The following is a 26,304-nucleotide window of genomic DNA, read 5'->3' as shown; positions in this document are numbered from 1 at the left end:
AACCATTTATTTCTTAGGAAAGAGATAAATACTAAAATATTTAAAATTTATGAAAGTATCAAAATTGGCACAGAATCTTATTGGTTCTGAAATCGTAAAGATAGGTAATGAGGTAAACGACCTTAAAGCGAAAGGAGAGAAGATTACCAACCTTACTATTGGCGATTTGGATTCAAACATTTATCCTATTCCAGCAGAGTTAAAAGCTGGTATCCAGAAAGCTTATGCAGATAATCTTACTAACTATCCACCTGCAAGTGGATTGCTTAGCTTGCGTGAGAGCGTTTCAGCAGATTTGAAGCAACGTTATGGCTTGGATTACACTCCTAAGGATATCTTGGTGGCGGGAGGATCGCGCCCGCTTATCTATGCGACTTTTAAAACGATTGTGGATGAAGGTGATAAGGTGATTTATCCCGTTCCTTCTTGGAATAACAATCACTATTCATATCTCAATTCAGCAAAGAAGGTAGAAATAGAGGTAAAACCTGAAAATAACTTTTTACCTACGGCAGAAGAGCTAAAACCTCACATTAAAGGAGCTGTATTGATAGCTTTGTGTTCTCCTCTGAACCCAACAGGGACAATGTTTACGGAGAAGCAGCTGCGTGACATCTGTGAACTTATTGTAGAGGAAAATAAGTGTAGGAGTGAAGATGAAAAGCCACTTTATCTAATGTATGATCAGATTTATGCGATGCTTACCTTTGGAGAAAAGCATTTTAACCCTGTGAGTTTAGTGCCTGCAATGAAGGAATATACTGTTTTTATTGATGGTTCTTCAAAATGTTTTGCAGCTACTGGGGTACGCGTAGGTTGGGCTTTTGGACCTTCAGCTATTATATCAAAAATGGCTGCTTTACTTACCCACGTAGGCGCTTGGGCACCTAAACCTGAACAAGCTGCTATGGCTGCCTTTTTAAAGCAAACAGCTGCTGTAAATGCTTTTGTAGCTGATTATAAAGGTAAAATCAAATATAGCTTGGAGACCTTACACGAAGGTATACAAACCTTAAAATCTAAGGGCTTTGCTGTAGAAAGTATTAAGCCTATGGGTGCTTTATATTTGACTATTAAACTGGATTATGTGGGAAAGACAACCCCTAAAAGGCAAAAACTAAATGATACCACTGATTTAGTATTTTATCTGATTCAGGAAGCAGGTATGGCACTTGTTCCTTTCTCAGCTTTTGGTAATAGTAGGACAATGCCTTGGTTCCGTGCTTCAGCAGGAGGTTGCTCGTTACAGGATATCAAAGACGTTTTGCCACGTTTAGAGAAGGCGCTAAGTGTGCTTAAATAACATATCAATTTATTTATAATAAAAGAGGCTGTCCGATTTTTTGGACAGCTTCTTTTTTATAGATGATAGTGTGTTTATTTAAATACTATTTTTTGTAACAGATACATTTTCAATATCTTTTTGTGTTACAAATCTTTTATATCTGCAAAAAATTTCTCGTTTTATATTTTTTTTGTACCTTTGCGCCCTAAAATGTTAGACGATGTTTCACAGAGAAGGATATAAGATTATACTCACCACGTTTGTGATCGTGGCGGTGCTCTCATTGGGGGCTACTTATGCAATGGAGCATTGGGACTTGCCTTTTTGGACAGGGAAGACTATTCAAGGGGCAGGTATCGTGCTGCTCATTCTCATATTGCAGTTTTTCCGTAACCCAAAGCGCGTTACGCCACGCAATGACAAGCATATTATTGCCCCTGTTGATGGCAAGGTAGTGGTGATAGAGGAGGTGTATGAACCTGAGTATTTTAAAGACAAGCGACTGATGGTCTCTATCTTTATGTCGCCACTGAACGTACACGTTACCCGCTATGCGTTGGGTGGTAAAGTGGTTTACAGTGAGTATCACCCAGGGAAGTACCTTGTAGCGTGGCACCCTAAGGCCTCAGAAGAGAACGAGCGCACTACTGTGGTAGTGGATAATCCCGTCTTTGGCAAGGTTATGTACCGTCAAATAGCTGGGGCTATGGCAAAGCGCATTGTCAATTATGCCAAAGTAGGTGATGAGGTAGTACAAGGTACGGACGCTGGCTTTATCAAGTTTGGTTCGCGTGTGGATGTATATCTCCCCTTAGATGCTCAAGTAACCGTCAAATTAGGCGATAAGGCCAAAGGCGGAGAGCAGGTGATAGCAACGTATAGTGAACAGTAAATAATTACAATGCGTATATGCTATGAAGGCGAAACTACTTATTACACTATTATTCATAGCCTCTGTAGAGCTATGGGCACAAACCGATACACTAACGATTGGTACTTTGAAAGATACTATTAGCATTGTGGCAGTAGGAGATATGATGATAGGCTCAGGATTTCCTGAAGGACATTTGCCAAAAGATGACGCACGAAAGAGCTTTAAATATGTGAAGAACTTTTTGAAAGGGGATGTTGTTTTTGGCAATTTAGAGGGGGTACTTTTAGACCGTGGTGACTCTGATAAATGCAAGAAATGTAAGGATGTTGAGGGGAAAGAGACGATATTAATTGATAAAAGTAAGGAGTTCTATAAAAAAGAAGAGGATAAACCAATCACTGATAAAGAGAAGGAAGAGGAGAGTTGTTATGTTTTTCGTATGCCAGAGCGCTATGGAAAGATTATAAAAGAGGCTGGCTTTAATCTTCTTAGTATGGCTAATAATCACGCAAATGATTTTGGTTACATAGGTCGGAAAACTACTGCTAAGGTACTTGATAAGGTTGGAATACAGCACGCAGGTCCTGTGGAGAAAAAGTCAGTGGTGTTTGAAAAGGAAGGTGTAAAATACGGCTTTTGTGCCTTCTCTCCCAATGCAGATATGCTGACTGTAAATAATATAAAGCGAGCAACGACGCTGGTACAGCAATTGCGTACACAAGCCAATATTGTGATAGTGTCATTTCACGGAGGGGCTGAGGGTGCCCCTTATACGCGTGTACCTCGTGGCAAAGAGATGTTCTATGGTGAAAATCGTGGGGATGTTTATAAATTTGCACATAGCGTGATAGATGCAGGAGCGGATATTGTACTCGGTCACGGACCACACGTTACACGGGCTGTAGAGCTTTACAAGAATAAGTTTATTGCTTATAGCTTAGGCAACTTCAATACATATGGGCGTTTTAGTCTTAAAGGATTAAAAGGTATTGCGCCACTGCTGGATATCAAACTCAATAATAAGGGTGATTTTCTCTATGCAAAGGTAGTACCTATAAAACAGACAAAAGCTGCTGGCTTACGCCTTGATAATGATTGCAAAGCATTCGAAGAGCTTAAACGACTGACAAGGTTGGATTTTCCCGAGACAGCATTGAAGTTTGAAGGAGATTTTATATTAAAAGCAGATGATGCTTTAGTGGAAAATAAATGAAGAAACAACTAACTGATATGAGTTTAGAAGAGTTGTGGGAGTTGTTCCCTATTATTTTGACAGCTCATCAGGCTTGTTGGAGTGAGTGGTTTGAAGAAGAGAAGCAATTGTTAGAAGAGTATTTACCTGCTGATAAGGTGGTGAGATTGAGCCATATCGGAAGTACAGCTATTGAGGGCATTTGGGCAAAACCCACTGTGGATATGTTGCTTGAAGTAAAGGAAGGGACAGACTTTGAAGAAATGAAGCATTGTATATTAACAGCAGGTTATCTGTTGATGTCAGCAAAAGAAGCGCGTATGTCATTTAATAAAGGCTATACTTTGCAGGGTTTTGCTGAGCGTGTGTTTCATTTGCACCTGCGGTATGAGGGTGATAATGATGAATTGTATTTCAGAGACTATCTACGTATACACCCTGAGGTGGCAAAGGTTTATGAGAAATTGAAATTGTCTCTATGGAAACCTTATCAGCATAATAGGGATGGGTATACTGAGGCTAAAGAAGATTTTGTAAGAAAGTATACAGAAATAGGAAAGAAAGAAATGAATATTAACCATATAACAGATAAACAAGTTAAAGACAAAGAATAAGAAATGGGAAGAGCATTTGAATTTAGAAAAGCCCGCAAAATGAAACGCTGGGCAGCAATGGCAAAGACCTTTACACGTATTGGCAAAGACATCGTAATCGCAGTGAAAGAAGGCGGTCCACACCCTGAGACCAATGCCCGCTTGCGTGCGGTGATTCAGAACGCTAAGGCTGCCAATATGCCTAAGGAAAACATAGAGCGCGCTATCAAAAAGGCAAGCGAGAAAGACACTGAGAACTATAAGGAAATCCTCTTTGAAGGCTATGCTCCTCACGGTATTGCTATCCTCATTGAGACGGCTACCAACAACAACAACCGTACGGTAGCCAACATACGTAGCTACTTTAACAAATGTGGTGGCGCATTGGGCACCTCAGGTTCGGTAGAGTTTATGTTCGACCACACCTGCAACTTTCGCATCAAAGCAGACGGTATTGACCCTGAGGAGTTAGAACTCGAAATGATAGACTTTGGAGCTGAGGAGGTGTTCGTAGATGAAGACGGCATACTCATCTATGCACCTTTTGGTAGCTTTGGAGCGATACAAAAAGAGCTGGAAAGTAGAGGTCTTGAAATCCTTTCCTCAGGCTTTGAGCGTATCCCACAATCGCTGACGGAGCTTACCCCTGAGCAAATGGCAGACGTGGAAAAGCTGTTAGAGAAAATAGAAGAGGATGATGACGTACAGAATGTATACCATAATATGAAAGAGAGTGAGGAGTAAACAACTCTCACTTGTTATATAAAAATAACTCCTGCTTGGGTATTTCATCAAGCAAGAGTTATTTTTTATATCTTATATTTACTACACTCTGCAAAAGTTTCTTTCAGGCTCTTTATATCAGTGATTACATTGTAGACGGCATCCTCACTGAGTACACCTTGTGGCATATCTTTCGGTAGCTGTCCTTCATTGCTGGCATCGTAGTCCTCCATCCATTGCTCACTCTCGTAATAAGCGATGAGCTGCTTTAGGGCAGGCTGATGGGCTTCCCAACGCTCAAGCATTTCGTAGAGCTCTTTGATGAGTGCCTCTGAGGTGTTGAGCACTCCCTCCATCTGCTGTATATGGGCTATGCGCTGTTCGATTATCATTGCTTTATTTCTTTAACCAGTTGTTGGTAAATTGACATTTGCGATATTCGCCATTTACTGCTACATAAGTCTTCTCAATGTGCTCCTTCATCCACTTGGTGATGGCTTTCAGTTGCTTCTCTTTCAGGGCTAAATCCTGTATTTTCACATAGTCCTTTACGAAGTCGGCTTGGTGCTCATCAATGCGATTGGTAATCTGATAGATCTTATAAGTCTTTTTGCCTGTTCTATCCTCATCTAAGAAAGGAATAGACACCTCATTGTCCTTCAGGTCGGAGATACGTGCATAGAGCGATGGCTCAATACGCGTAAGCTCAAAGCGTGTGGAGAGGTCTTCTGGGTTGATGAGCTGACCACCATCATTGCGGGTCTCTTTTTCATCTGAAAGGCTACGTGCAGCCTCGTCAAAAGTGAGTTCTTTATTCACAATGCGGCTGCGTATCTTCTCTATCTTTTCCTTTGCCTCATCTAAAGCCGCTTGTGGTATGACAGGCATTAGCAATATATGCCTTACGCTTACTTCCTTACCGCGGATCTTATCCATCTGGATGATATGCCAACCAAAACTCGACTCAAAGGGCTTAGAGATCTCCCCCTCTTGCAGTGTAAAGGCTACGTCTTTAAAAGCCTTGTCAAAGGACGAGTTACGGTTGAAGGTCAGCACCTGTCCACCTGTGCCACGGTCTTGCGAGTAGAGGATTGCTTTCGTTGAAAAGCTCGCTCCGTTCTTCTCTACATCTTCCTTAATGTCATTGAGCTGGTCGATCACCTTCTGCACCTCACTCTTAGGAGCTACAGGGTTTACGACGATCTGTGCTATCTCTAATTCAGTGCCGAAGTGAGGGCGATCTTCCACAGGAATATTGTTGAAGAAAGTACGTACTTCCTCAGGTGTAACCTCCACATCCTTCACTATTTGCGACTTCATTCGCTGGGCGAGCATACTCACCTTGAAGGTGTCGAAAAGCTCATCGCGCATTGCCTGCTCATCGTCTTTCTTGTAGAACTCCATCAGCTTCTTGATGTCGCCGCCCAACTGTGCGGTAAGGAACTCTATACGCTGGTTCACCGCATCGCGCACTTCGCTATCACTGAGCTTCACACTGTCCTGTACGGCTTGGTGCGCGTAGAGCTTATCCTCCATCAACTTGCCGAGCATCTGGCAGCGCGTAATATCTTTCGTATCTATCTCTTGTTGCTTCATATCGATGAACGCCTTGTCAATATCCGACTCCAAGATGAGGTAATCCCCCACCACTGCGGCTACACCATCCACTTTCTTGCGTTCTGAGGTCTGCCCCCATAGCTGCCCCGAAAGCAATACTACTGCCAGCAGACACAAAATACGTATGTTCTTCATAAGTCTTTTTTACTTGTTTTATTTATATAACAATTTAGTTTTTAGCGTTTTACTGAGTTATAGGTAGTCCCTTTCCACCCATACAGAGCGCAAAGTTACAAATAATAACGATATTCCCAAAGATTATTGCAAATTAATTTTGCTGCTACCCAATTTCCACCCCAAGGCAGGGAAGTAAAACAGTGCGGTAAAGCCCAACAACCAATCCTGCAAATGCGGAATCATAGGCAAGCCGAGTGCCCCCGAAAATCCTTTGTAAGCGACCAAAAACTCAGTGCATACAAAGGCAAATAGAAAGAGATACACAAGCCATCGATTGGCTTTGTACACCCCTTGTTCTTCCAAGAAAAGCAATATTCCAAGGCTTACAATTCCCAAGAAATTGAAATGCAGATAGCTGATTACCAAGTCCATATTGTGAAATACGAGCACACTCACCTGAGGGATGCACCCTATGAGCATCATCACCACTTTCAAGCTGAAAAAGCCTATAAATATACTGCTGAGCAGCGTTTTGCCCTGCGTTCTCACATAGAGCAAAAGGATAAGCCCCACTGCCATAATCCATATTAGGGCACTGATAGCCCCTACGATGTAGTAAATAGTATAATCGAAATAACCCAACCACGAGATGAAAAGCGTGCCACAAACCCCTATCTGGAAGAGGACAAACACCCGCTGCAACAGCTCAGGGTACTGCCTATCCCATCCGTATTTGCGTATAAACAAGCCCATTAGCGAGCTAAGCATCCAACCGTTGTACTGAAAGTGCAGAAAAAAGGCAATCGAGCACATATATACATCGGAGTATTTGCCAAAATTCACGATAGAGACAGGCATCATCCATATCCCAATACTCGACAGCAATAGGTAAAACACCCCCATCCTCGCAAACTTATAGCTCACCTCTCCCTTCTCCTTTCTATTCTTATAAAAAAAACTCGCATAGAAGTAAGTGCAAATAATGAATATAGACGAAAAGGTGATCGACACAGCTCCGTAGCCCTGAAAAGGAAAGCTAAAAAGCATTCCGATGACGGATAACTGCGTGATGTAGAACAATATGCGGTAGTTCAGTGCCGATCGGTTGAAGAGCCGCACCTCCACACCGTCTGTCTCTAAGAGGGTTGTGGGCACTTGTTGGGGCAATCGCACAAACTCCCTTACGAGGATTGCCGAGAGCGAGACGTATACCCAGCCGAGCAACGCCAAATGTGAATGCGTATGCACGATATTGCGATAAGGAATATCAAAAGGCAACGTGCTGATAGGCAATGCTCTAAGCACTATCCCCAAGCACACCGCAATAAACAGCCACATCAATGCCCATCGTATATCCTTTGTGATATTGATTTTCATAAAGATAAAGTAATTTAGTAATAAGGCTTAATATTCAAACCTCCCAAACGCACTCTCAATCGTTAGCCTTTTTTCCTCAGACGCTTCCACGCGTCCAATCACTTGTGCCTCAACTCCAAAGGACTGTGCAATCATTATGATCTCCCCAGCAATTGCCTCTGGCACATACAGCTCCATACGGTGTCCACAGTTGAACACTTGGTACATCTCCTTCCAATCCGTGCCTGACTCCTGCTGAATGAGCTTGAAGAGCGGCGGTACTTCAAAGAGGTTTTCCTTGATTACGTGCACCTTATCCACAAAGTGAAGCACCTTCGTCTGTGCCCCGCCACTGCAATGCACCATCCCACAGATCTGCGTGTTATCGTAACGCTCCACCACCTTTTTGATGATCGGCGCGTAGGTACGTGTGGGTGAAAGCACCAATTTTCCCATATCAAGTGGGCTCCCCTCCACCGCATCCGTCAGCCTTTTTGTGCCTGCATATACAAGCCCCTCAGGTACTGCTGCGTCAAAGCTCTCAGGGTATTTCCCAGCCAGATACTTCGCAAACACATCGTGGCGTGCCGAAGTCAGTCCGTTGCTACCCATTCCGCCGTTGTAAGCACCCTCGTAAGTCGCCTGTCCGTACGAAGCAAGCCCCACAATCACATTGCCCGCCTTAATATTTGCGTTGTCAATCACCTCACTGCGGCGCATCCGTGCCACTACGGTCGAGTCCACAATAATGGTGCGTACGAGGTCTCCCACATCAGCCGTCTCGCCCCCTGTGGAATGGATCTTCACCCCATACGTCGCCAGCTCTGCTATGAGCTGCTCAGTGCCGTTGATGATTGCCGCAATCACCTCCGCAGGGATCAGGTTTTTGTTGCGCCCAATGGTCGATGAGAGCATCATATCGCTCACCGCCCCCACGCATATAAGGTCGTCGAGATTCATCACTAAGGCATCCTGAGCGATACCCTTCCATACCGAGAGGTCGCCCGTCTCGCGCCAATACATATACGCCAATGCCGACTTCGTGCCCGCTCCATCGGCGTGCATCACAAGGCAATACTCCTCATCGCCCGTTAAGTAGTCGGGCACTATCTTGCAGAAGGCTTTGGGGAACAGCCCCTTATCTATATTTTTGATCGCTGCGTGTACCTCGCCTTTGGCGGACGATACCCCCCGCTGCGCATATCGTTTGCTTACTTCCATTGCGCTTTGATTTATTATTTAGCCGCATAAAGAGCGAGAAATCTGGTTAATTTCTCTGAGATCCATATAGGTCAAAATTTCTGCAAAGGTACAGCTTTTCCACGAATTTACAAGTAAAATACCGAAAAACTTTGCCCTAAAACCCTTCTACTGATTTCCAAGGCAAAACAGCAGTAGGTGCTTTTTTCGAAAAAAAGAAGAAAAAACTTGGCGGATTGCTCTCTTTTTTCTACCTTTGCACCATCATTTCTTCCGAGCAACACAACCGATAAAACCGCTACACCTATCATCCAAAAAAGGATAAAAAATCAATCTGAGTTCGTTCTGACTTCGTTCTGAGTTCGTCTTGAATCCCAAGTGAGCCCCAAGTGAGTCGCAAGTTCCTCCCAAGTATCCCCAGTGTCTTTACCCCTTTGAAAGTAAGGTAGGAGCACACTACCCCGATGAAAGTTTGCGATAAATTTGGAACTTTCCCAAAAAAATGCGTACCTTTGTCACTTCATTATCTGAATATTCTAAATAACAATACTATTATGTCAGAAGAAAAAAACACCGCAAAACCCCTGATGGTTACTCTGAAAAACCCTGATGGGATGGAAGTTACTGTGATGGAATACGGAGCCATCATCACATCTATTAAGGTGCCTGTCGGTGATAAGAAGGTGGAGTGCGTACTCGGGTTCGACACCTATGAGGAGTACAGAGCAGATGCTTACCTTGCTGATTGCCCGTATTTAGGAGCCGTCATCGGACGAAATGCAGGGAGGATTAAGAACGGCAAGGTGTACATCGGTGGTGAGGCAGTGCAGCTGAGCCAGAACCTCGGCGAACACCAGATACACGGCGGCGTTGAGGGCTTCGATAAGAAGTTGTGGAAACTCATTGATCTTACTGAGGGGATGAATCCTTCGGCTGAGTTTGAATACATTTCCCCAGATGGCGAGGAGGGCTACCCAGGGAATGTGACCGTACGCGTGCGCTACACCCTTACGATTGATAACTGTCTGCGAGTAGATTACGAAGGGCAAAGCGATAAGCCTACCATACTGAACCTAACCCAACACACCTATTTCAATCTCAGTGAGGATGATAGTGACATCCTTAAGCACCGCTTGCAGATCCATTCAAGTTACTATATGCCTCTGGCGGAGGACTCCTTTACCCCCACAGGTGAGATACTCCCCGTAAAGGGCACCCCCTTTGATTACACACGTCCAAAGGCTATCTACGAGGATACCGACCGCTCTTATCCCGCGCAAACCAGCGATTCGGTTTATATGGCAAACGTAGTCAACGCAGAGAAGTCCATACGGATGCTCGTGCGTACCAACTACCCCGTGCTTCATATCTATGCAGGCTACTACCTCCCCAATTTCACCCCCGAAGGGCGTAAGACCATTGGCAAGAACAGAGGGCTTTGCTTTGAGGCACAATTCCCTGCGGATGCCACCAAGCACTCAGACTTCCCAAGTGTAGAGCTATCCGTTGGGGCGCTTTATAAGTATTTCACTGAGTTCAGATTTGTGTTTTAATCCTATCTCAGGGCTTACTACCTTAGCGCCTGTCGGATTTCTACCGTATAAGATGATGAAGCGTAGTGCTCCTTCCGTCCTTTAAATGAGTAAATAATTTTTATTAATAATCGCAGTTGAGCTATCATAAAAATATGATAGCTCAATTTTTTTATCAAATAAACTTGTAGATGTGAATATTTCTTTATACCTTTGCAAAAATTTCCATAAAGAAACAATGTTAATAAATAGTGTGATGAACAATTTACAAACAAAAAATCCGTATTTCAACATCTCTGGGCTCACTTCCTCCGAGGCAAACTACATCTGCGAGCGCATCAAGGAGCGGCTTAAGCCCATTCAAGAACAAGTGGGTGCCATCGAAACGCATACTTCTGCCATCGAAGGTGAACCCTTAGACAACTTTAAGCGTGTAGAGAACATCGGTGGCAAACTTGAGGAAATCGGCTCGCTGTATGCCATCTCAGCCTATCTCCGCACAGCCATCAAAGAGAAAGATGCCCGCTTGGAAGAGGTCAGCAAGCAGCTGCGCGAATTGCCCCAGAAAGCCGAACAGGAAATCAAGCCGATCGATTACGATTCGCTCGCTAAGATGAATGAAGTGACCATCGACGACTATCTGCAAACCCTCTCCATTGAAGGCGCCGTGCAGTACAAAGAAGCCGAGGCAAAAGCAGCCCATATCGGTAAATACATCCACAATTTCGACGAGATACGACAAAAACTCACCAAGCAAGAGCTCATCACCTTCAAGCAAGTAGGCGAACAGGTGATAAAAATAAAGCACACCCCGCTCTACAATATCAACGACTTGCAAGCCTTGCAGGAAACCCTCTTAGCCGAGCATCGCCAGTGGGAATCCGAAGTGAATTTCTACAAATCAAAGTTCCGCGAGTACCAAAACGATATGCGCGTAGCCTACAACCAAGCACTCCTGAAAGCCGAACAAGAGCGCAGCGAGAAAATACAACAATGGCTGTTGGACAAAACTACGGAACTTACCAAAATAAAAGAAGAAATCGCCAGTTTCAGAATCGTGATACCGGATATCTACAAAACTGAAATCGACAATTTCCTTAAGCATATAGGTTCAGTCAGAGAGCAATAGTTGACCTATAACAGATGTCTCTCCGTGCTGATTTAGAGCGCTACAAGGCGGATTACTTTCAGATAAGAAGGTCACCATTGGTTCTCTCGCTCTGCACCTTACAGAAGTTTTTTGAGCAACGACCTTTTCGCTCAGCCGCGCCCCAAAGCGCGTTTGTTCTAAAACTTCGCCTTTGTCTTTGTCTTCGTTGGTGCAGAGGTCTTTACCTTCGCCATTAACTTTATCTGCGTACCGCTTTGTAGCCTCACTATTATAAAGTCTCCTTGAGCCATCTAAAGAAAGTGCGCTGCCAAAGCAAACCGTTTTGCGGCTGCAACACCCAGTGGCTTTCATCAGGAAAATACAGCAGCTCACTTTTTATACCGCGAAGCTGTGCCGCCGTAAAGGCTTGCAAGCCCTGCTCTTCGGGCACGCGGTAATCCCTCCCGCCGTGTATCACCAATATCGGCGTATCCCAAGCCGCCACTTTTTCTATTGGGTTAAATTCCGCATACGACTTCTGCGCCGCTGCGTTGTCCTTCTCCCAATACGCACCCCCGATTTCGTTATTGTTAAAGAACAGCTCTTCGGTAGTGCCGTACATACTCCTGAGGTTGAACACCCCGCAGTGGGCTATGAACGTCTTAAAACGCTTGTCGTGGATCCCCGCCAGATAGTACACCGAGTAGCCCCCGTAGCTCGCCCCCACGGCGCCCAAGCGATCCCTATCCACGTAAGGCTCTTTGGCGATATCGTCGATAGCCGAGAGGTAGTCGCGCATCGGCTGCCCGCCCCAATCCTTGCTGATCTCAGCATTCCACGCCACCCCGTGTCCAGGCATTCCGCGGCGGTTCGGCGCAATGACGATATACCCCTGCGATGCCATCAGCTGAAAATTCCAACGGAAGCTATAGAACTGCGTCAGTGCCGATTGCGGTCCCCCTTGGCAGTAGAGTAGGGTAGGGTACTTCTTGGTAGGGTCGAAGTCGGGTGGATAGATCACCCACGCAAACATATCCTTGCCGTCCGTCGTTTTGATGCTGCGAGCCTTTACGGGGCAAAGCGCAATGTCCTTATACAGCGCGTCATTCACGTGGCTAAGCGGCTGAACGTCCGCAAAGCCGCTCTTCTTTTTCTTCAACGAAACCGTGAAGAGCTCCGTCGCGTGGTTCATATCCGTGCGTGCCACCACCAGCACGTCGCCCGTCTGCCCAATAATCCTGTTGATGTCGAACACGCCTTTGGTAAGCTGCCTTACTTGCGGCTTCTTCGCAAACGGATCGAGCTCAAAAATCTGCTCAGTACCCTCAGTTGCCGCAAGGAGGTATATCTTCTTCCCATCAGCACTCCAAAGGTAGCCCGCCACAGTGTTATCCCAATCGGCGGTCAGGTTGCGCCTTTCACCTTTATATAATATATATAGGTCATTCTTATCCGACTCATTGCCGTCGTGCGCCATACTCAGCCACGAAAGCACGCCTCCTTTGCTGAACTGCGGTTGCGTGTCGTAGCCCATCATTCCTTCCGTTAAGTTCCTCGTTTTGCCAGTGGCCAGGTCGTATTCATAAATATCAGTGTTTGTGCTCACTACATACTCCGTGCCCACCTTTGCCTTAGTGACGTACAGCACCTTTTTCCCATCGGGGCTCCACGTATAATCCTCATCACCACCGAAGGGCGCCTGCGGACAGTAGTACGGCTTGCCTTCCAAAAGGTCGATAGGAGGCTGCTTCCCCGTCACATCCTCAATAAAAACGTGATTGTAGCTCCCGTCGTTCCAGCTATCCCAATGGCGATGATCCAAAGCCGAATACACCTTGCCGCTGCTCTTCTGCAAATCGTCGTAGAGGTCTTTGCCCAGCACAGCCTTCACCTTCACCTTGCGATGCACCAGCCTCAGCCGTCCATTAGGGCTCAGCTTTTCAGTAAGGCGCTCCACCTCTTCGCCCGATATCGGAATAGGTACGCCCCCGTTGACCGCCAACTTGTAGAACTCCTTCTTAAACGAATTCTCCACCATATCGGGCGTGCTTACCTGCATCAACACATAATTTTTGTCCGCCGTCAGGACGATTCCACTCACCCGATGCAATTGCCATAACCGCTCGGGAGTGAGCGGCGCCTGCGCATTTGTAAAATTTGCTATCATACTTGTAATGAGAATAATAAAATATTTTTTCATATAGAAATCCTTGAAAATTGCCGTAAAATTACAACTTTATTTCCGAACCGACAAAAAGTTTTTTGCAAAAAATATCACCAGATAGGTGCTTTTTAAAAAAATTGTTGTATATTTGCACCATAAAAAGACTTAAGTTACGATGAAAAAACAAATAATTATGAGTGTTTTCGGTGCGTTTCTCACCTTTGCAATAAACGCACAAGATGCAAACCAAACTACTTTTAATCCTGCCGTTGGGCAGAAAGCAAGCCCTACCGAAGAGGAGGTGCCTGAGCCAAAAATCAACACAGTGATGGATCAGCTCCAAATCCTGATTGATAAAGGTGGCTCGTGGCAGAACTACAAAATGTTCGACAAGGTAAAACTTGCCCATTTCCGTCAAAGCCTCTCCGACACCCTCAAGAACATCCGCACACGCCTGCAAACCGAGAAGCAGACTGTGAAAAAACACGAAGACGAGATTAATAAACTGAACGGCGACATCGCTACACTGCAAGCCTCACTTGATCAAACGCGCAACGAGAAAGACAGTATGAATTTCTTCGGTATTCTCCTTCCCAAAGGTGCTTACAACGCTATTATGTGGGGCATTGTGCTCGTCTTAGCCATACTTTTTATCCTTTACGTATACAAATTTTCCAACAGCAACGTAGTAACGCGCAAATCTATACGTGAGCTAGCTGAATTGCAGGAAGAATACGAGAGTTATCGCAAAGCGGCAATCGACCGCGAGCAAAAAGTGCGCCGACAGCTGCAGGACGAAATCAACAAACACCGATAAAAGCCGATGCGCATCGATATTATTTCCGTCGTGCCCGAGCTCATCGCCAGTCCTTTCGCCTATTCAATTGTAAAACGTGCGATCGACAAAGGATTAGCCTCTGTGCATTTTCACAACCTGCACGATTATGCCAATAATCGCTATCGGCAGGTCGACGACTATGCTTTTGGCGGTGGAGCGGGTATGGTGATGATGATCGAGCCCATAGATAAGTGCATTACTGAGCTCAAATCACAACGCCAGTACGACGAAATTATATTTCTCACACCCGACGGCGAGACCTTCGACCAGAAAATGGCAAACACGCTATCCCTCCGTGAGAATTTGATACTGCTCTGTGGGCATTTCAAAGGAATCGACCAGCGCGTGCGCGATCATTTGATTACGAGGGAAATATCCGTCGGCGATTACGTCCTTTCAGGAGGCGAACTCGGGGCAGCCATCATCGCCGACGCCGTGATAAGGCTCATCCCTGGGGTGCTCTCCGACGAGACCTCGGCGCTCACCGATTCCTTTCAGGACGGCTTGCTGGCGCCCCCCGTCTACACCCGCCCCGCCGAGTATAACGGATGGAAAGTGCCCGAAATACTCACCAGCGGCAATACGCCAAAAATCGAGGCGTGGCGCGAGGCAATGGCTTACGAGCGGACGCGCGAACGACGCCCAGATCTGTTACAATAGGAAACGTTTTAACTTGTATATATTAATGTTGAAAAGAGATTCCTTCCCGCAAGGGAGAGAATCTCTTTTCGTTTGTTTATTCTTAAAAAAATAGAAAATTCTACTATAAATGTATGTTGGGATCAGCCTCCTTCTTTTCGACAGCCTTAGGCTTTTCCTCAGAGGAGGGCTTTTCAGCTGTCTTGCCCTCGGCTCGTGTTGAGGCTTCTGCCTCGTCCTTTGGCTTCTTCTTTACTGTCTGCCTTTTTTGGCGTATTTTTAGCTGCGTACGGTGATAATCGAGCAATTCTTTTAGCTCTTTAATCAGCGGATTGTAATCCTTATCGTCGTATTCCTCCTTGTTGGCTTCTATCATCATAAAAAGTTTATCGATAGCAGCCCCCACATTTTTTCGGATCTCTTTAATATCCACGTCGGGTAGTTGCGAAAGTTCGGCAGTGCGGGTGCGGAATAGTTTCTCAACCTCCGCATTGGCGTCCTTGAGTTTCATCAGCAGATCGAAGAGGTGCAACTTGTCGAATGCCGCCTTTATCTTAGCGTTCTTCTCGGCACCGTCAATCAGCTGCGCCGTCTTTTCGGTCTGTGAAGTATAATTCTCCTTCGTCAGTCTGCGGTCGAACTTATAGTCCTTAAAATAGGTGTCTATCGTCTTCGCATTTGACACCTGTGGCTCTACCCCCGAGTTCTTATACGCATTTGCGATGGTAAAAATCGCCCGCGTGAGCTTATCGCGCAAGTCGTCTTTTTCAGTAATCTCGTCGGTGGCTGCCGTGTTGGTGGACTGTACCTCTATTTTCTTCAAATCCTCCTCAAAGGCAGCAAGCCGATCGAAGGATTTCTGTAGGTGCAGTTCCTCCAAATTATGTTTCTTTACAATTTCGATGATGCGCTCTACCACTAAAGGGTATTCACTATTTCGCAATTGAATAAACGGAAAACTTAATGTGCTTCTCTTCATAGTTCAATTATTTTGCATTTATACTGTTATTTTCTTGTAGTGCGACGTTTGTCTTGCTCCTTTCTCTATTTGTGAAAGTGGTGTTCCTCTCAGAATACTCCTTTCTCTATTTGTGAAACCAGTGCGACAGTTGTTTTGCTGGTTTCTCTATTTGTGAAAGTAGCAATCCAGTTTTTCAATATGAAGTTCTTATGAGAAAATAGCGATTATTAGCGGATTGCTACGATCACAAATTGAGAATGTACAATATTTCGATGAATAGTCAAATCTCAAATCGAGAAAACATTATTTTTCTCGGATAGCCTCCGTCACAATTTGTGACCGTTAAACTACTTTTGTTTGCCTTTCTGTGTGCTTACGTCTGTATACTATATAGCAAAAATGATACCAACCTTCATTTTTTACCAATGTTTTTTGTTATTTTTTAATCTATTTTAAATATTTCCCCTTGCATTCAGATATTTTTGATATAAAATCGTATCTCATTCACGATTTTACCTATAAATATATAGGTGTATTTTTTGGAGATAGCTAAAGGTGTATAGTTTTTATGCTGTCTATAAGTTTTGATGTATATATGTGTAAAGTAATTACACAATTTGTAATATATGTTACTACAGCCTCTTTCCGAAGGCTAAAAGACTTGTTCCGAGATAAGCATAAACCAGCACAAAAAAAGATGTCTACAATAGTGCGTTGCGTAATCCTAAAGGGTTACTCCTATTGTAGACATCTGCATATAGCTCGCGAAAGGATTGCGAGCAAAAATGGACTATTAATTATTCAAATCCTAAGAATTTAAGCGACTTCCTATTGGGGTTGGCACGGAAGTCAATTTGCTTGATGTAAGTAAGTTGCAAGCTGGTGTTATTCACCCCGAGGGTGTTGATGTTGCGAAAATACATACTCTTGTAATTGTGGACGAGCGTCAGCGCTAACGACCACGTTTGCTGTACGTACGACAGCGAGGCGTTAAAACGATAGTTCAGGTGCGGACTAAAGACGTTCTTCTGGTGCTTTTGCAGACCTGTGCCGTAGTAAAATCCCATACCGATCAGCCCTCCTGCTCGCAGTCGGGGCAATAGATTGATGGCACCTGCGATACCACCATTCACACCGAATTGCAGATAGCGGAAGTCATCTTCGTCGAAGGTAAGAATCGGGATGGTCGCCTTGTGGTAATACACTCCACCGCCGAAGAAAAACGAGTAGGCTGGCTGGATGTATCGCTCCTCCTTGGCGAAGATGTTGCGCACTGTCACCTCTTTCCATTTCGGGAAGTAAAGCGCCTCGAGCCCTACCTGCTTCATTTGTATGTCGGAGTAGGGGCGTATCGTATCGCCAGATTCGTAGTAGAAGCCTTTGTAATTTTGGTAATAGAAGTCGAACAAAAATTTCCTGATAGGGGTGTGCATTTGGAAATCGAAATAGGTTGTTTTTCCGTACTTTCCTTCGTCCTTTAAGGGGACAATACTTTTGGCGACGGCAAAATTGACGAACGTATTGTCGATCGTAATCCCTAAGCCAGCTGTCAGCGGGTAATTCGGGTGTAAACGTTTGTTCTTCAGGTTGGCGTTTGCGGGGGTATCCTCCACATCAATAGTCAGGAAGTTGATGCTCAGCGAGGGGCGCAACGTCATCTGATACGTGCCGCGGTCATCCGTCGGCTCTTGAGCAAAAAGATAAGTAGTAGTCAGCAAAAAAATTAGTACATATCTCATAATTCTCCTTGTTTAAAAAGCATTGCCGAACGCTCATCACGCTCGGCAACGCACGTTACATATTTAGTTTATTAGTATCCTAAAATTTTCAGCATATCCTCTGCTTTTTGTTGTTCCATAAAAAGCCGTGAGGAGAGCTCGCCATCGGGTTTCTTATCGATCAACACGATTTTCGGCTGTGGGATCAAACAGTGCTGCAAGCCTCCGACCCCGCCAATGGTATCCTGATAGGCGCCCGTGTTGAAAAACCCGATATAGAGGGGTTTGTTTTTGTTGTACTTCGGCAGGTAAATAGCGTTCATATTCTGCTCGCTATTGTAGTAATCATCGCCGTCACAGGTAAGCCCCCCGAGGAGCACGCGCTCGTATTCGTCGTTCCAGCGGTTGATCGGCAGGAGCACAAAGCGCTTGTTGATAGCCCACGAGTCGGGAAGTGTCGTGATGAAAGATGAATTGATCATATCCCATTTCTCACGGTCGTTCTGCTGTTTTTGGTACATTATCTCATAAATCGCACCGCCCGCCTCGCCGACAGTAAAGCTCCCGAACTCGGTGAAAATGTTAGGTACGGGCACTTTCTCTTGCTCGCAGGTGATTTTTATTTGGCGTATGATCTCGTCCACCATATAGGCGTAATCGTACTCGAATGCCAGCGAACTTTTGATAGGGAAGCCGCCGCCGATGTTCAGGCTGTCGAGCTCAGGGGCGACCTTCTTAAGCTGGATGTAAACGTTCAAGCATTTGAGCAGCTCGTTCCAATAATAAGCGTTGTCCTTAATCCCCGTATTGATAAAGAAGTGGAGCATTTTCAGGCGCACTTTCTCGTTATCTTTTACCTCGCGGTTGTAGAACGGCACGATGTTTTTATAGCCGATACCAAGGCGACTGGTGTAGAACTCCGATCGCGGATCTTCCTCCGAGGCGATGCGTATGCCGATGCTGTACGCACCTTTTATCTTCTCTTGGAAAAGTGCGATCTCCTCGTAATTATCGATGATGGGAATACAATTTTCGTAGCCACGGTTGATCAGATCGGCGATGCCATCAATATAAGCGTCGCGCTTGAAGCCGTTGCAGAGAATGTAGTTCTCCTTGGTGATGCGCCCCTCCTCAATCAAATTATTGATAATGTTGATATCGAAAGCTGAGGAAGTTTCCAAATGAATGTCGTTTTTCAAAGCTTCTACCATCACGTGCTTAAAATGCGAGCTCTTGGTGCAATAGCAGTAGTTATATTCGGCTTTGTATTTGTGTTTTTTGATGGCTTTCTCAAACCATTTTTTAGCGCGCTGAATATTCTCAGAGATTTTTGGCAAATACATAAATTTCAAGGGGGCGCCGTACTGTCGCACTAGTTCCATCAAGTCGATATTGTGGAAGCGCAGCTCGTCGCCTTCAAGGCGGAATTCATCTTGGGGGAAGTAGTAAGTCTGGTCAATTAAATCGATATATTTATTTTTCATTTTACGTCTCGGATAAGCGTCGCCACCACTGGCGACAGGTTTTGTTAAAAAATAGATCAGGAATAATTTGCGACCAAAAGCGGATTTTCGGCCTTTTGTAAAAATGAAAAATTCAAATGCGCAGCGGGCAGGCAAAGGAAGCTCTCCACTGGTTTTGCGCTGCGATCATTTTTGCTGTATGGAAATAATTTAGTGCACGCCCCGCGCCACCACTCGGCATCGAGGAACGTATATTGACGAATATGATGCTCATATTAGTAATATAATCAATTAGTTATCAGTAAATTATTCTTATTGCTTGAGTTGTGCTACCCAATTGCGAGCGCAAAGATAGTTATTTTATTTGAATTGTGAAGTTTTGCGGGTAAAAAATCAAAAAAAGAGGACTGAAATGCTTCTCAGCCCTCTTTTAGATTTTTGGAAGACTTATTTATTGTAAACGCTTTCCTTCTTGAAATGTTTTGCTAATAAATAATACACCACTGCACGGTATTTGTTGCGGTTCGATTTGCCGTACTTTTCTAATACCTGAGCAATCGCTTTGTCTAAATCTGGGCTATCTTTCAGACCCAACTTCTTGATAAGGAAGTTTTGCTTCACTCTATCAATCTCGCTCTGGTCTGATCCAGATACTTTTGAAGCATCATCGTTATAGATCGACGGACCTAAGCCGATGGTTACCTTTGTTAAGAACGCCAAGTCGGGGTTCTTCTCACCTATCTTCTCTTGAAGATCTTTTGCATAAACTGCGATTAAGTCATCTCGTTTACTCATAATTTATTTGTGTTTAAAATTTAACGGCGTAAAAGTACAAATTTTTTCAATACGGCAAAATAATTTAACAAAACTTTATCATTTTTTTCTCTCTCGGTGAAGATTTCTAATAGTGTCGGTTTATTACTTTCATTGAAAAACGAAGTGATTTTTTCTTTCAAACTACTCAAATCGTTAGCAGATTGATAGCGGATACCAAAAGTAGCACAAAAATTCTCAGCCGACAAATGGTGGGGTGTTTCAAAGAATTGTTCGAAGTTTTTATCCGATTTGTCGCCTGGGAGTATTCTAAAAATCCCGCCGCCGCCGTTGTTGAGTAGTATCATCTTAAAGCTATTCGGGATGTAATTATTCCAGAGAGCATTGCTATCATAAAAGAAACTGAGGTCGCCCGTCACGATTGCTGTAGGTTTTTTATTTGCCACTGCCGCGCCTACTGCCGTAGAGGTGCTGCCGTCGATGCCGCTGGTGCCGCGATTGCACCACACCCGCCACGAGGACTTCGAGGGCAGGAGTTGGGCGTAACGCACCGTGGAACTGTTCGCCAATTGCAGGTTGTAGCCCTCGGGTATGGACGAAAGCACGATTTCCAACGCCTTGAAGTCCGAGAAGGGGGCTTCGGCGAGGTACGATTGCTGTACGGCGGCTACTTCTCCCATAAGCTGAAGCCATTTTTGCTGGTAATCGGAGGCGACTGCCTGCCAGCGTGGGGCTATCGCGCGGAAAAAGGCATTGACCTGGCTGCGAAAATGGTGCGTCAGGCAGAAATACGTGTCGTAACCCTTATGCAGATCGATATGATAGTGGGCGGCGGGTTGGCTCTCGCGCAAGAATTGCTTAATCTTCTTGGAGACCACCATTCCGCCGAAGGTCAGCAGGATTTCTGGGCGTAAGTCAGATAGCATTTCGGGGGTATGCGCCGCGGTGATCAGCTTGTCGATGTAAGGTACGAACTGCGGATGGTGTAGATTGGAGGTGGTTTCGGTCAGAACGAGCACCGACGGATCTTCGGCGAGCATTCTGACGTACTTTTCCTCAAGCGACCCTGGCGCGAGCACCCCGACGAGCACCATCTTGCGCGAAGCGGCGTTCCAGCGGGTAAGAAAGTCCTCCAAGTGGCTTTCGCTGAGGTAGCTTGTGGGTGGCGAGGGGGGAATGTTCTCAAAAACGACGTTTTCGGTAGTAGTCTCGTAAAGCGGCTCCTCAAATGGCGCGTTGATGTGCACAGGTAGGCTTTCGGTGATGGCGGCGTTGAGGGCGCGGTTCAGTAGATAGGTGTTACTGCGCGCGTCGGCCTCGTTGTCGGATAAGTTGGCATCGAAAGTGGTGTGATTGGAGAGTACGCCTACCTGACGTATGGTTTGCCCATCGCCGATGTCGAGTTTGCTGGTAGGCCGATCGGCAGAAATCACCACCAAAGGCACGTTGCTGTAATAAGCCTCGGCAACGGCAGGGTGATAGTTGAGTACGGCAGAGCCAGAGGTGCACACCACAGCCACGGGGGCGGCGATTTGCTGGGCAATGCCGAGGGCAAAAAAAGCGGCGGAGCGTTCGTCCACCACACTGTAACAAGTAAAATAGGGGTCGGCGGTGTAGCCGATAGTAAGTGGGGCGTTGCGCGAGCCTGGGGAGAGTACGATATGGCGAATCCCCTTAGCTTTGCACGCCTCTGTGATGTATCGCGCAAGTGCGATGCTTGGTTTTCTCATAGATTAGTCGTCAATACGTGTTTGATAATATTCGTACATAGCCAGTTGCGATCTGATGGCAGGAGTGGTGTGTGGCTTGTAGCGGTTGTCGTTGTTTTCGTCGATAATGCGGGCTTTCACATTGTCGTCCCAGCTTACGCGGAAGGTATCGATGAGCTCCCGCTTGATGTCGTTGTCGTAGATGGGGCAACCTACCTCCACACGGAAGGAGATGTTGCGCGTCATCCAGTCGGCAGAGGAGATGAATACCTTCGGATCGCCGTCATTGCCGAAGATGAACAGCCGCGGATGCTCTAAAAACTTGTCCACAATGCTGATGACCTCTATGTTTTCGCTCAGATTTTTCACTCCTGGTACAAGGCAGCATATTCCACGCACTATCATACGGATTTTTACCCCCGCGCGGCTTGCCTCGTACAGCTTGTCGATCATCTTATAGCTGGTGATGTTGTTCATTTTTAGGTGTATGAAGGCTTCTTTACCAGCAAGTGCGTTGTCAATCTCGCGATCGATGAGTGCGATGAGAGCTTTCTTGGTGTAATGGGGGGATACGATCAGGTGTTTGTACTTCTGGACGTTGTAATTAGTGTCGAAAAAGTTAAACACCTTATTGACGTCCTTCAAGATTTCTTGGTTTGCAGTGAAAAGGGTGTAGTCGGTGTATACGCGGGCGGTGCTTTCGTTGAAGTTTCCTGTGCTAATGAAGCCGTACTTCTTGATGCCCTTGCCCTCCTCGCGCTCAATGACGCAAATCTTACTGTGAACTTTGAGTCCTTTCACCCCAAATACGAGCTTCACCCCCTCAGCTTTGAGCATTTCGGCATACCGAATGTTGGATTCCTCGTCAAAACGGGCTTGGAGCTCTATCTGCACGGTTACTTTCTTGCCATTTTTCACGGCGTTGATAAGTGAATTGACCACCTGCGAGTTCTTTGCCAATCGGTAGATAGTAATCTTCACTGACTTTACCTTGGGGTCGAGCGCCGCCTCGCGAAGGAACCATATAATGTTGGAAAAAGTGTGATACGGAGTGTATTGGAGGAAGTCCTTTTTAGCTATTTTCTTCAGCAGACTCTCCTCGGAGCTCAGCCCTTTGACGGGAAGCGGCTCGATGGGGGCGTAGGTGAGGTCTTTTCTGCCTAAGGAGGGGAAATTCATATAGTCGCGGCGGTTATGATACCTCCCGCCGGGGATTACGCTATCGGTGCTGATGATATGCATCTTCTCGAAGAGGAATTGCAGCGTGTCCTCATCGATTTCCTTGTCGTAAACGAAGCGCACGGGCTCTCCTTTGCGGCGGTCTTCTACGCTTGTAGAGATTTTTTCGACAAAACTCTTGCTGAGGTCGTCGTCAATATCGAGTTCTGCATCGCGGGTTATCTTGATCATATGCGCGCTGAGGGATTCGTAGTCGAAAATATTGAAGATTTTGTGCAGGCAGAAGCGTATGATGTCATCAAGCATAATGATGTAATGCCGCTCGCCGACCTGCGGAAGCTCCACGAAGCGGTCGAGGGTAGAAGGAAGCTCAATCAGCGCGTATTGGATAGGCTCCTTGTACGCCTGAGACGAGAAAAACCGCTGATCGTCCTTGCTCTTTGGCACCTTCTTGAGTATCATCTTGATGGCAAGATAAGCCACATCGTCCTTAAGCTGCGGAAAACGCTCCAAGTCGTTCAGGATAATGGTAAAAAGCGCGGGGCGCACCTTGTTGTAGAAGTACGCATTGACGAAAGCCTCGTGCTCAGGCAGCAAGGTGCGCTCATTGACCATAAAAATCTGCTCCTTTTCCAGCTCCGTGGTGATACTATCGATGATCTCTAAGCTCTCGTTCTGCAAGGCGATGACCTCACGGGTGATCTCCTCAAGCAACTCTTTGGCGTGCATCCCGAGTTCCGTATCCGCAGCCTCATTGGTTGCCACGCGCTTCACCGTAGCATAGCGCACCTTAAAAAATTCGTCCAAGTTATTGGAGAAAATCCCAGCAAAGCGTAAACGCTCGAGCAGAGGTACCCGCTGATCCGCCGCCTCCTGCAACACTCGCGCATTGAATTTCAGCCAACTGAGTTCGCGATTTACGTATTTATTTTGTGTATTCATATTAATGACTGACCATTATTATTACTCGACTATTTATGCAGTTCCTACTAATTACCCGTAAGGCTCGTACCTCACTACTGTCTGAGCCACTTCCAGATGTCTTTATAACTCGCTTTCTTCCCATAGATGAGTATCCCTATGCGGTAAATCTTCCCTGCCAAGCGAATTACTAATAGGAAGCTCGCATACAGCGCGAGGAGCGATAGCAGCACCTCCCACCACGCCACACCAAAGGGCACGCGCATTAGCATTACCACAGGCGAGGTCAGGGGGATGTACGAGAACACCACCGACACCGTTCCGTGAGGCTCTTCTATCACGCTGTACATCCCAACGTAGACCGCCAATATCAGCGGTAGCAATACAGGGATAATAAATTGTTGCGTATCCGTCTCGTTGTCCACCATAGCCCCGATAGTGGCAAAGATGGCACTGTAAAGCAGGTAGCCGCCTATAAAGAATAGCAGGAATAGCAGCGATAGCTCAGCAAAAGGGAAATGCGATACTGCCGTGAGAATACTGCTCATATCGCTCATAGGGAGTTCACCCACACGTGGCGCAGCAACAGGAAAGAACGACGGCAGCAATGCCAATCCCACCCCACCGATGACGATCCATATAGCAAACTGTGTCAGCCCTGCCAGCGAGCTACCGAAGATTTTCCCTAAGAGCAGCGTTTGAGGTCTTACCGAGGAGATGATGATTTCCACAATGCGGTTGGTCTTTTCCTCAATCACACTGCGCATTATCAGGTTGCCGTAGATGATGATAAACATAAAGATGAGGTAGCCCGCCGCCCCGCCAATAGCAATCTTCAAGATGCTGTCTATCTCCGAACTGCGTTCGCCTGTGAAGTTCTCAAGCTGCAAGTTTACCTTAGTTTTAGCCTTCTCAATGTCAGCCGCTTTGATACCTTTGGCAGTGAGGTTCTTCTGGAAAAGGGTATTCTCAACTGCCTGCGTCAGTGTGTTTACCAAGGATAGGGGAGGGGTCTCCTCACTGAAAAACTGCACTTGCGGCAGACTATCATTGGGTATATACAGCAGTCCGTACTTGCCCTTAGCGAGCACTGCTGCCTTCGCATCCTTGAGACTGCCACCGGTGCGATATTCATACGTGGCACTCTCCGTAGGCTTAAAAGTGCCCTCAAACAGACCGCTCTCGTCCAATACTACAATCTCCTTTGCTGCCCCTGAGTTGTTTACTTGGGTTAGGTAGGCTACCAATGCCCCGAAAATGATGAGTATCAGCGGACTCACAAAGGTCATTATCACAAACGACTTATTCCTTACCTTGTTCAGGTATTCTCTCTGGGTGATGATGCTTAAATTCTTCATTCTTCTGGCTCTTTAAGGGGTGTTTGTCCACAAATAGAGATGAATATCTCATTGACGCTGGGTATTGCCTCCACAAAGTGGGTTACTTCTGCTTTGGTAGTGAGGTATTGCAGTAGCTCATTGGTGCTTTGTCCTTCTTTCTTGTGGATATGCAACTGCAAATCGTCATAAAGGCTGTGGAATTGTGTCTTTTGTACTTCAAACTGTGCTTGTAGCTCACTGAACAGTGCCTCTTTTGCTTCTGGGGCTACCTTTAAGCCTACCTCGTATATGTTGCGTTTGTACTGCCGCTTGATGTCGGTGAGCTTGCCCTCAAGCACCTTTTCCGACTTGTTAATCAGTGCAATATGGTCGCAGAGTTCCTCTACTGATTCCATTCTATGGGTTGAGAAGATCACTGTAGCCCCTTGGTCGCGCAGGTAGAGGATTTCGTCCTTGATAATAGAGGCATTGATAGGGTCAAAGCCGCTAAAAGGCTCGTCGAAGATGAGCAGTTTAGGCTCGTGTAGCACCGTTACGAGGAACTGCACCTTCTGTGCCATCCCCTTTGAGAGCTCTTGAATCTTCTTGTCCCACCAATCGCCGATGTCCAAGCGGTCGAACCAAAACCGCAGACGCCTTTTTGCTTCTTCCTTGCTCAGTCCTTTGAGTTGTGCCAAGTAAAGTGCCTGTTCGCCTACCTTCATCGATTTGTAGAGCCCGCGTTCTTCAGGTAGGTAGCCTATTTGCGTCGTATGCTCAGGAGCAAGTGGCACCCCGTCAAAGAGCACTCGCCCCGCATCGGGATAGACGATCTGGTTGATAATGCGTATCAGCGAGGTTTTCCCCGCCCCATTCGGACCCAGCAGCCCAAAGATACTCCCACGCGGCACGTGCAGCGACACGTCCTTTAGTGCGGTATAATTACCGTAGTTTTTATATATATTCTCAGCGTATAACATCTTTTTTAGGGGTTAGTTTTGTAGTTGCAAAGGTACGAATAAATGATTAATGTACAATGA

General features: G+C 45.9%; 23 protein-coding genes. 9 read left to right on the top strand and 14 right to left on the bottom strand.

Features of this window, described 5'->3' with window-relative positions:
• Window positions 1–49 precede the first annotated feature (49 nt).
• The 5 genes from AXF12_RS08285 to AXF12_RS08265 all read left to right on the top strand — a co-directional run bounded on the left by AXF12_RS08285 (window position 50) and on the right by AXF12_RS08265 (window position 4,688).
• A complete protein-coding gene (locus AXF12_RS08285; RefSeq protein WP_066430158.1) occupies window positions 50–1,303 on the top strand; it encodes a pyridoxal phosphate-dependent aminotransferase in 1,254 nt (417 codons plus the stop codon).
• 202 nt (window positions 1,304–1,505) lie between these two features.
• Entirely contained in the window at window positions 1,506–2,177 is a 672-nt protein-coding gene (locus AXF12_RS08280) for a phosphatidylserine decarboxylase family protein (RefSeq protein WP_066430157.1), read from the top strand.
• 22 nt (window positions 2,178–2,199) lie between these two features.
• Window positions 2,200–3,372, top strand: coding sequence for a CapA family protein (locus AXF12_RS08275; protein ID WP_066430156.1), 1,173 nt, complete (start codon window positions 2,200–2,202; stop codon window positions 3,370–3,372).
• Window positions 3,369–3,965 (top strand): GrpB family protein, encoded by a 597-nt coding sequence (locus AXF12_RS08270; RefSeq protein ID WP_066430155.1) that lies wholly within the window; start codon window positions 3,369–3,371, stop codon window positions 3,963–3,965. Before AXF12_RS08275 ends, AXF12_RS08270 begins: the two co-directional genes overlap by 4 nt.
• 3 nt (window positions 3,966–3,968) lie before the next feature.
• Window positions 3,969–4,688: a YebC/PmpR family DNA-binding transcriptional regulator gene (locus AXF12_RS08265; RefSeq protein WP_066430154.1), complete on the top strand. Its 720-nt coding sequence runs from the start codon at window positions 3,969–3,971 to the stop codon at window positions 4,686–4,688.
• A 65-nt stretch (window positions 4,689–4,753) separates the two neighbouring features.
• Here AXF12_RS08265 and AXF12_RS08260 read toward each other — a convergent pair whose 3' ends face one another.
• From AXF12_RS08260 to AXF12_RS08245, 4 genes are all read right to left on the bottom strand, one after another.
• Window positions 4,754–5,059, bottom strand: a complete 306-nt coding sequence (locus tag AXF12_RS08260) for a DUF4298 domain-containing protein (protein ID WP_197697152.1) — start codon at window positions 5,057–5,059, stop codon at window positions 4,754–4,756.
• Window positions 5,060–5,063: 4 nt separating this feature from the next.
• Complete coding sequence (locus tag AXF12_RS08255; protein WP_066430152.1) at window positions 5,064–6,419, bottom strand: peptidylprolyl isomerase; 1,356 nt, start codon at window positions 6,417–6,419, stop codon at window positions 5,064–5,066.
• A gap of 123 nt (window positions 6,420–6,542) precedes the next feature.
• Window positions 6,543–7,778: a hypothetical protein gene (locus AXF12_RS08250; protein ID WP_231909919.1), complete on the bottom strand. Its 1,236-nt coding sequence runs from the start codon at window positions 7,776–7,778 to the stop codon at window positions 6,543–6,545.
• Window positions 7,779–7,805: 27 nt separating this feature from the next.
• The gene (locus tag AXF12_RS08245; protein WP_066430151.1) at window positions 7,806–8,978 is read right to left on the bottom strand and encodes an AIR synthase related protein; all 1,173 of its coding nucleotides are present in this window, start codon (window positions 8,976–8,978) and stop codon (window positions 7,806–7,808) included.
• Between the two features lie 533 nt (window positions 8,979–9,511).
• On the opposite strand from AXF12_RS08245, the gene AXF12_RS08240 reads away from it, so the two are divergent.
• Both AXF12_RS08240 and AXF12_RS08235 read left to right on the top strand, forming a co-directional pair.
• A complete protein-coding gene (locus tag AXF12_RS08240; protein WP_066430149.1) occupies window positions 9,512–10,510 on the top strand; it encodes an aldose epimerase family protein in 999 nt (332 codons plus the stop codon).
• A 235-nt stretch (window positions 10,511–10,745) separates the two neighbouring features.
• Window positions 10,746–11,618 carry a hypothetical protein gene (locus AXF12_RS08235; RefSeq protein ID WP_066431896.1) on the top strand — a complete coding sequence of 291 codons (873 nt, stop codon included), beginning with the start codon at window positions 10,746–10,748 and terminating at the stop codon, window positions 11,616–11,618.
• A gap of 250 nt (window positions 11,619–11,868) precedes the next feature.
• Here AXF12_RS08235 and AXF12_RS08230 read toward each other — a convergent pair whose 3' ends face one another.
• Complete coding sequence (locus AXF12_RS08230; protein ID WP_066430147.1) at window positions 11,869–13,779, bottom strand: S9 family peptidase; 1,911 nt, start codon at window positions 13,777–13,779, stop codon at window positions 11,869–11,871.
• A gap of 139 nt (window positions 13,780–13,918) precedes the next feature.
• Between AXF12_RS08230 and AXF12_RS08225 the strand changes: the two genes are divergently transcribed.
• Together AXF12_RS08225 and trmD are read left to right on the top strand one after the other, a co-directional pair.
• Window positions 13,919–14,560 (top strand): hypothetical protein, encoded by a 642-nt coding sequence (locus tag AXF12_RS08225; RefSeq protein WP_066430145.1) that lies wholly within the window; start codon window positions 13,919–13,921, stop codon window positions 14,558–14,560.
• A gap of 6 nt (window positions 14,561–14,566) precedes the next feature.
• Entirely contained in the window at window positions 14,567–15,241 is a 675-nt protein-coding gene (gene trmD, locus AXF12_RS08220; protein WP_066430143.1) for a tRNA (guanosine(37)-N1)-methyltransferase TrmD, read from the top strand.
• Window positions 15,242–15,344: 103 nt separating this feature from the next.
• On the opposite strand, the gene AXF12_RS08215 is transcribed toward trmD, so the two are convergent.
• From AXF12_RS08215 to AXF12_RS08180, 9 genes are all read right to left on the bottom strand, one after another.
• Entirely contained in the window at window positions 15,345–16,199 is an 855-nt protein-coding gene (locus AXF12_RS08215; RefSeq protein ID WP_143325058.1) for a DUF6261 family protein, read from the bottom strand.
• 779 nt (window positions 16,200–16,978) lie between these two features.
• Window positions 16,979–17,920, bottom strand: a complete 942-nt coding sequence (locus AXF12_RS08210) for a DUF4421 family protein (protein WP_074860980.1) — start codon at window positions 17,918–17,920, stop codon at window positions 16,979–16,981.
• Between the two features lie 71 nt (window positions 17,921–17,991).
• Window positions 17,992–19,383 (bottom strand): type III PLP-dependent enzyme domain-containing protein, encoded by a 1,392-nt coding sequence (locus AXF12_RS08205; RefSeq protein ID WP_066430139.1) that lies wholly within the window; start codon window positions 19,381–19,383, stop codon window positions 17,992–17,994.
• 112 nt (window positions 19,384–19,495) lie between these two features.
• Window positions 19,496–19,636, bottom strand: a complete 141-nt coding sequence (locus AXF12_RS12310; RefSeq protein WP_159429720.1) for a hypothetical protein — start codon at window positions 19,634–19,636, stop codon at window positions 19,496–19,498.
• Between the two features lie 173 nt (window positions 19,637–19,809).
• Window positions 19,810–20,157, bottom strand: coding sequence for a DUF2853 family protein (locus tag AXF12_RS08200; protein WP_066430134.1), 348 nt, complete (start codon window positions 20,155–20,157; stop codon window positions 19,810–19,812).
• Window positions 20,158–20,177: 20 nt separating this feature from the next.
• Entirely contained in the window at window positions 20,178–21,866 is a 1,689-nt protein-coding gene (gene menD, locus AXF12_RS08195; protein WP_066430133.1) for a 2-succinyl-5-enolpyruvyl-6-hydroxy-3-cyclohexene-1-carboxylic-acid synthase, read from the bottom strand.
• A 3-nt stretch (window positions 21,867–21,869) separates the two neighbouring features.
• A complete protein-coding gene (gene ppk1 / locus AXF12_RS08190; protein ID WP_066430131.1) occupies window positions 21,870–23,966 on the bottom strand; it encodes a polyphosphate kinase 1 in 2,097 nt (698 codons plus the stop codon).
• 74 nt (window positions 23,967–24,040) lie between these two features.
• Window positions 24,041–25,303: an ABC transporter permease gene (locus AXF12_RS08185; RefSeq protein WP_066430129.1), complete on the bottom strand. Its 1,263-nt coding sequence runs from the start codon at window positions 25,301–25,303 to the stop codon at window positions 24,041–24,043.
• Window positions 25,300–26,244, bottom strand: a complete 945-nt coding sequence (locus AXF12_RS08180; protein ID WP_066430127.1) for an ABC transporter ATP-binding protein — start codon at window positions 26,242–26,244, stop codon at window positions 25,300–25,302. The genes AXF12_RS08185 and AXF12_RS08180 overlap by 4 nt, the downstream gene beginning before the upstream one ends.
• Window positions 26,245–26,304 lie beyond the last annotated feature (60 nt).

It is taken from the genome of Capnocytophaga haemolytica (assembly GCF_001553545.1).
Taxonomy (GTDB): domain Bacteria; phylum Bacteroidota; class Bacteroidia; order Flavobacteriales; family Flavobacteriaceae; genus Capnocytophaga; species Capnocytophaga haemolytica.
This window is presented reverse-complemented; position numbering and strand designations above follow the sequence as displayed.

Bases quoted from the DNA above. Each gene is read 5' to 3' on its own strand.
- AXF12_RS08285 (WP_066430158.1), top strand. From the start codon at position 50: ATGAAAGTATCAAAATTGGCACAGAATCTTATTGGTTCTGAAATCGTA.
- AXF12_RS08280 (WP_066430157.1), top strand. From the start codon at position 1,506: ATGTTTCACAGAGAAGGATATAAGATTATACTCACCACGTTTGTGATC.
- AXF12_RS08275 (WP_066430156.1), top strand. From the start codon at position 2,200: ATGAAGGCGAAACTACTTATTACACTATTATTCATAGCCTCTGTAGAG.
- AXF12_RS08270 (WP_066430155.1), top strand. From the start codon at position 3,369: ATGAAGAAACAACTAACTGATATGAGTTTAGAAGAGTTGTGGGAGTTG.
- AXF12_RS08265 (WP_066430154.1), top strand. From the start codon at position 3,969: ATGGGAAGAGCATTTGAATTTAGAAAAGCCCGCAAAATGAAACGCTGG.
- AXF12_RS08260 (WP_197697152.1), bottom strand. From the start codon at position 5,059: ATGATAATCGAACAGCGCATAGCCCATATACAGCAGATGGAGGGAGTG.
- AXF12_RS08255 (WP_066430152.1), bottom strand. From the start codon at position 6,419: ATGAAGAACATACGTATTTTGTGTCTGCTGGCAGTAGTATTGCTTTCG.
- AXF12_RS08250 (WP_231909919.1), bottom strand. From the start codon at position 7,778: ATGAAAATCAATATCACAAAGGATATACGATGGGCATTGATGTGGCTG.
- AXF12_RS08245 (WP_066430151.1), bottom strand. From the start codon at position 8,978: ATGGAAGTAAGCAAACGATATGCGCAGCGGGGGGTATCGTCCGCCAAA.
- AXF12_RS08240 (WP_066430149.1), top strand. From the start codon at position 9,512: ATGTCAGAAGAAAAAAACACCGCAAAACCCCTGATGGTTACTCTGAAA.
- AXF12_RS08235 (WP_066431896.1), top strand. From the start codon at position 10,746: ATGAACAATTTACAAACAAAAAATCCGTATTTCAACATCTCTGGGCTC.
- AXF12_RS08230 (WP_066430147.1), bottom strand. From the start codon at position 13,779: ATGAAAAAATATTTTATTATTCTCATTACAAGTATGATAGCAAATTTT.
- AXF12_RS08225 (WP_066430145.1), top strand. From the start codon at position 13,919: ATGAAAAAACAAATAATTATGAGTGTTTTCGGTGCGTTTCTCACCTTT.
- trmD (WP_066430143.1), top strand. From the start codon at position 14,567: ATGCGCATCGATATTATTTCCGTCGTGCCCGAGCTCATCGCCAGTCCT.
- AXF12_RS08215 (WP_143325058.1), bottom strand. From the start codon at position 16,199: ATGAAGAGAAGCACATTAAGTTTTCCGTTTATTCAATTGCGAAATAGT.
- AXF12_RS08210 (WP_074860980.1), bottom strand. From the start codon at position 17,920: ATGAGATATGTACTAATTTTTTTGCTGACTACTACTTATCTTTTTGCT.
- AXF12_RS08205 (WP_066430139.1), bottom strand. From the start codon at position 19,383: ATGAAAAATAAATATATCGATTTAATTGACCAGACTTACTACTTCCCC.
- AXF12_RS12310 (WP_159429720.1), bottom strand. From the start codon at position 19,636: ATGAGCATCATATTCGTCAATATACGTTCCTCGATGCCGAGTGGTGGC.
- AXF12_RS08200 (WP_066430134.1), bottom strand. From the start codon at position 20,157: ATGAGTAAACGAGATGACTTAATCGCAGTTTATGCAAAAGATCTTCAA.
- menD (WP_066430133.1), bottom strand. From the start codon at position 21,866: ATGAGAAAACCAAGCATCGCACTTGCGCGATACATCACAGAGGCGTGC.
- ppk1 (WP_066430131.1), bottom strand. From the start codon at position 23,966: ATGAATACACAAAATAAATACGTAAATCGCGAACTCAGTTGGCTGAAA.
- AXF12_RS08185 (WP_066430129.1), bottom strand. From the start codon at position 25,303: ATGAAGAATTTAAGCATCATCACCCAGAGAGAATACCTGAACAAGGTA.
- AXF12_RS08180 (WP_066430127.1), bottom strand. From the start codon at position 26,244: ATGTTATACGCTGAGAATATATATAAAAACTACGGTAATTATACCGCA.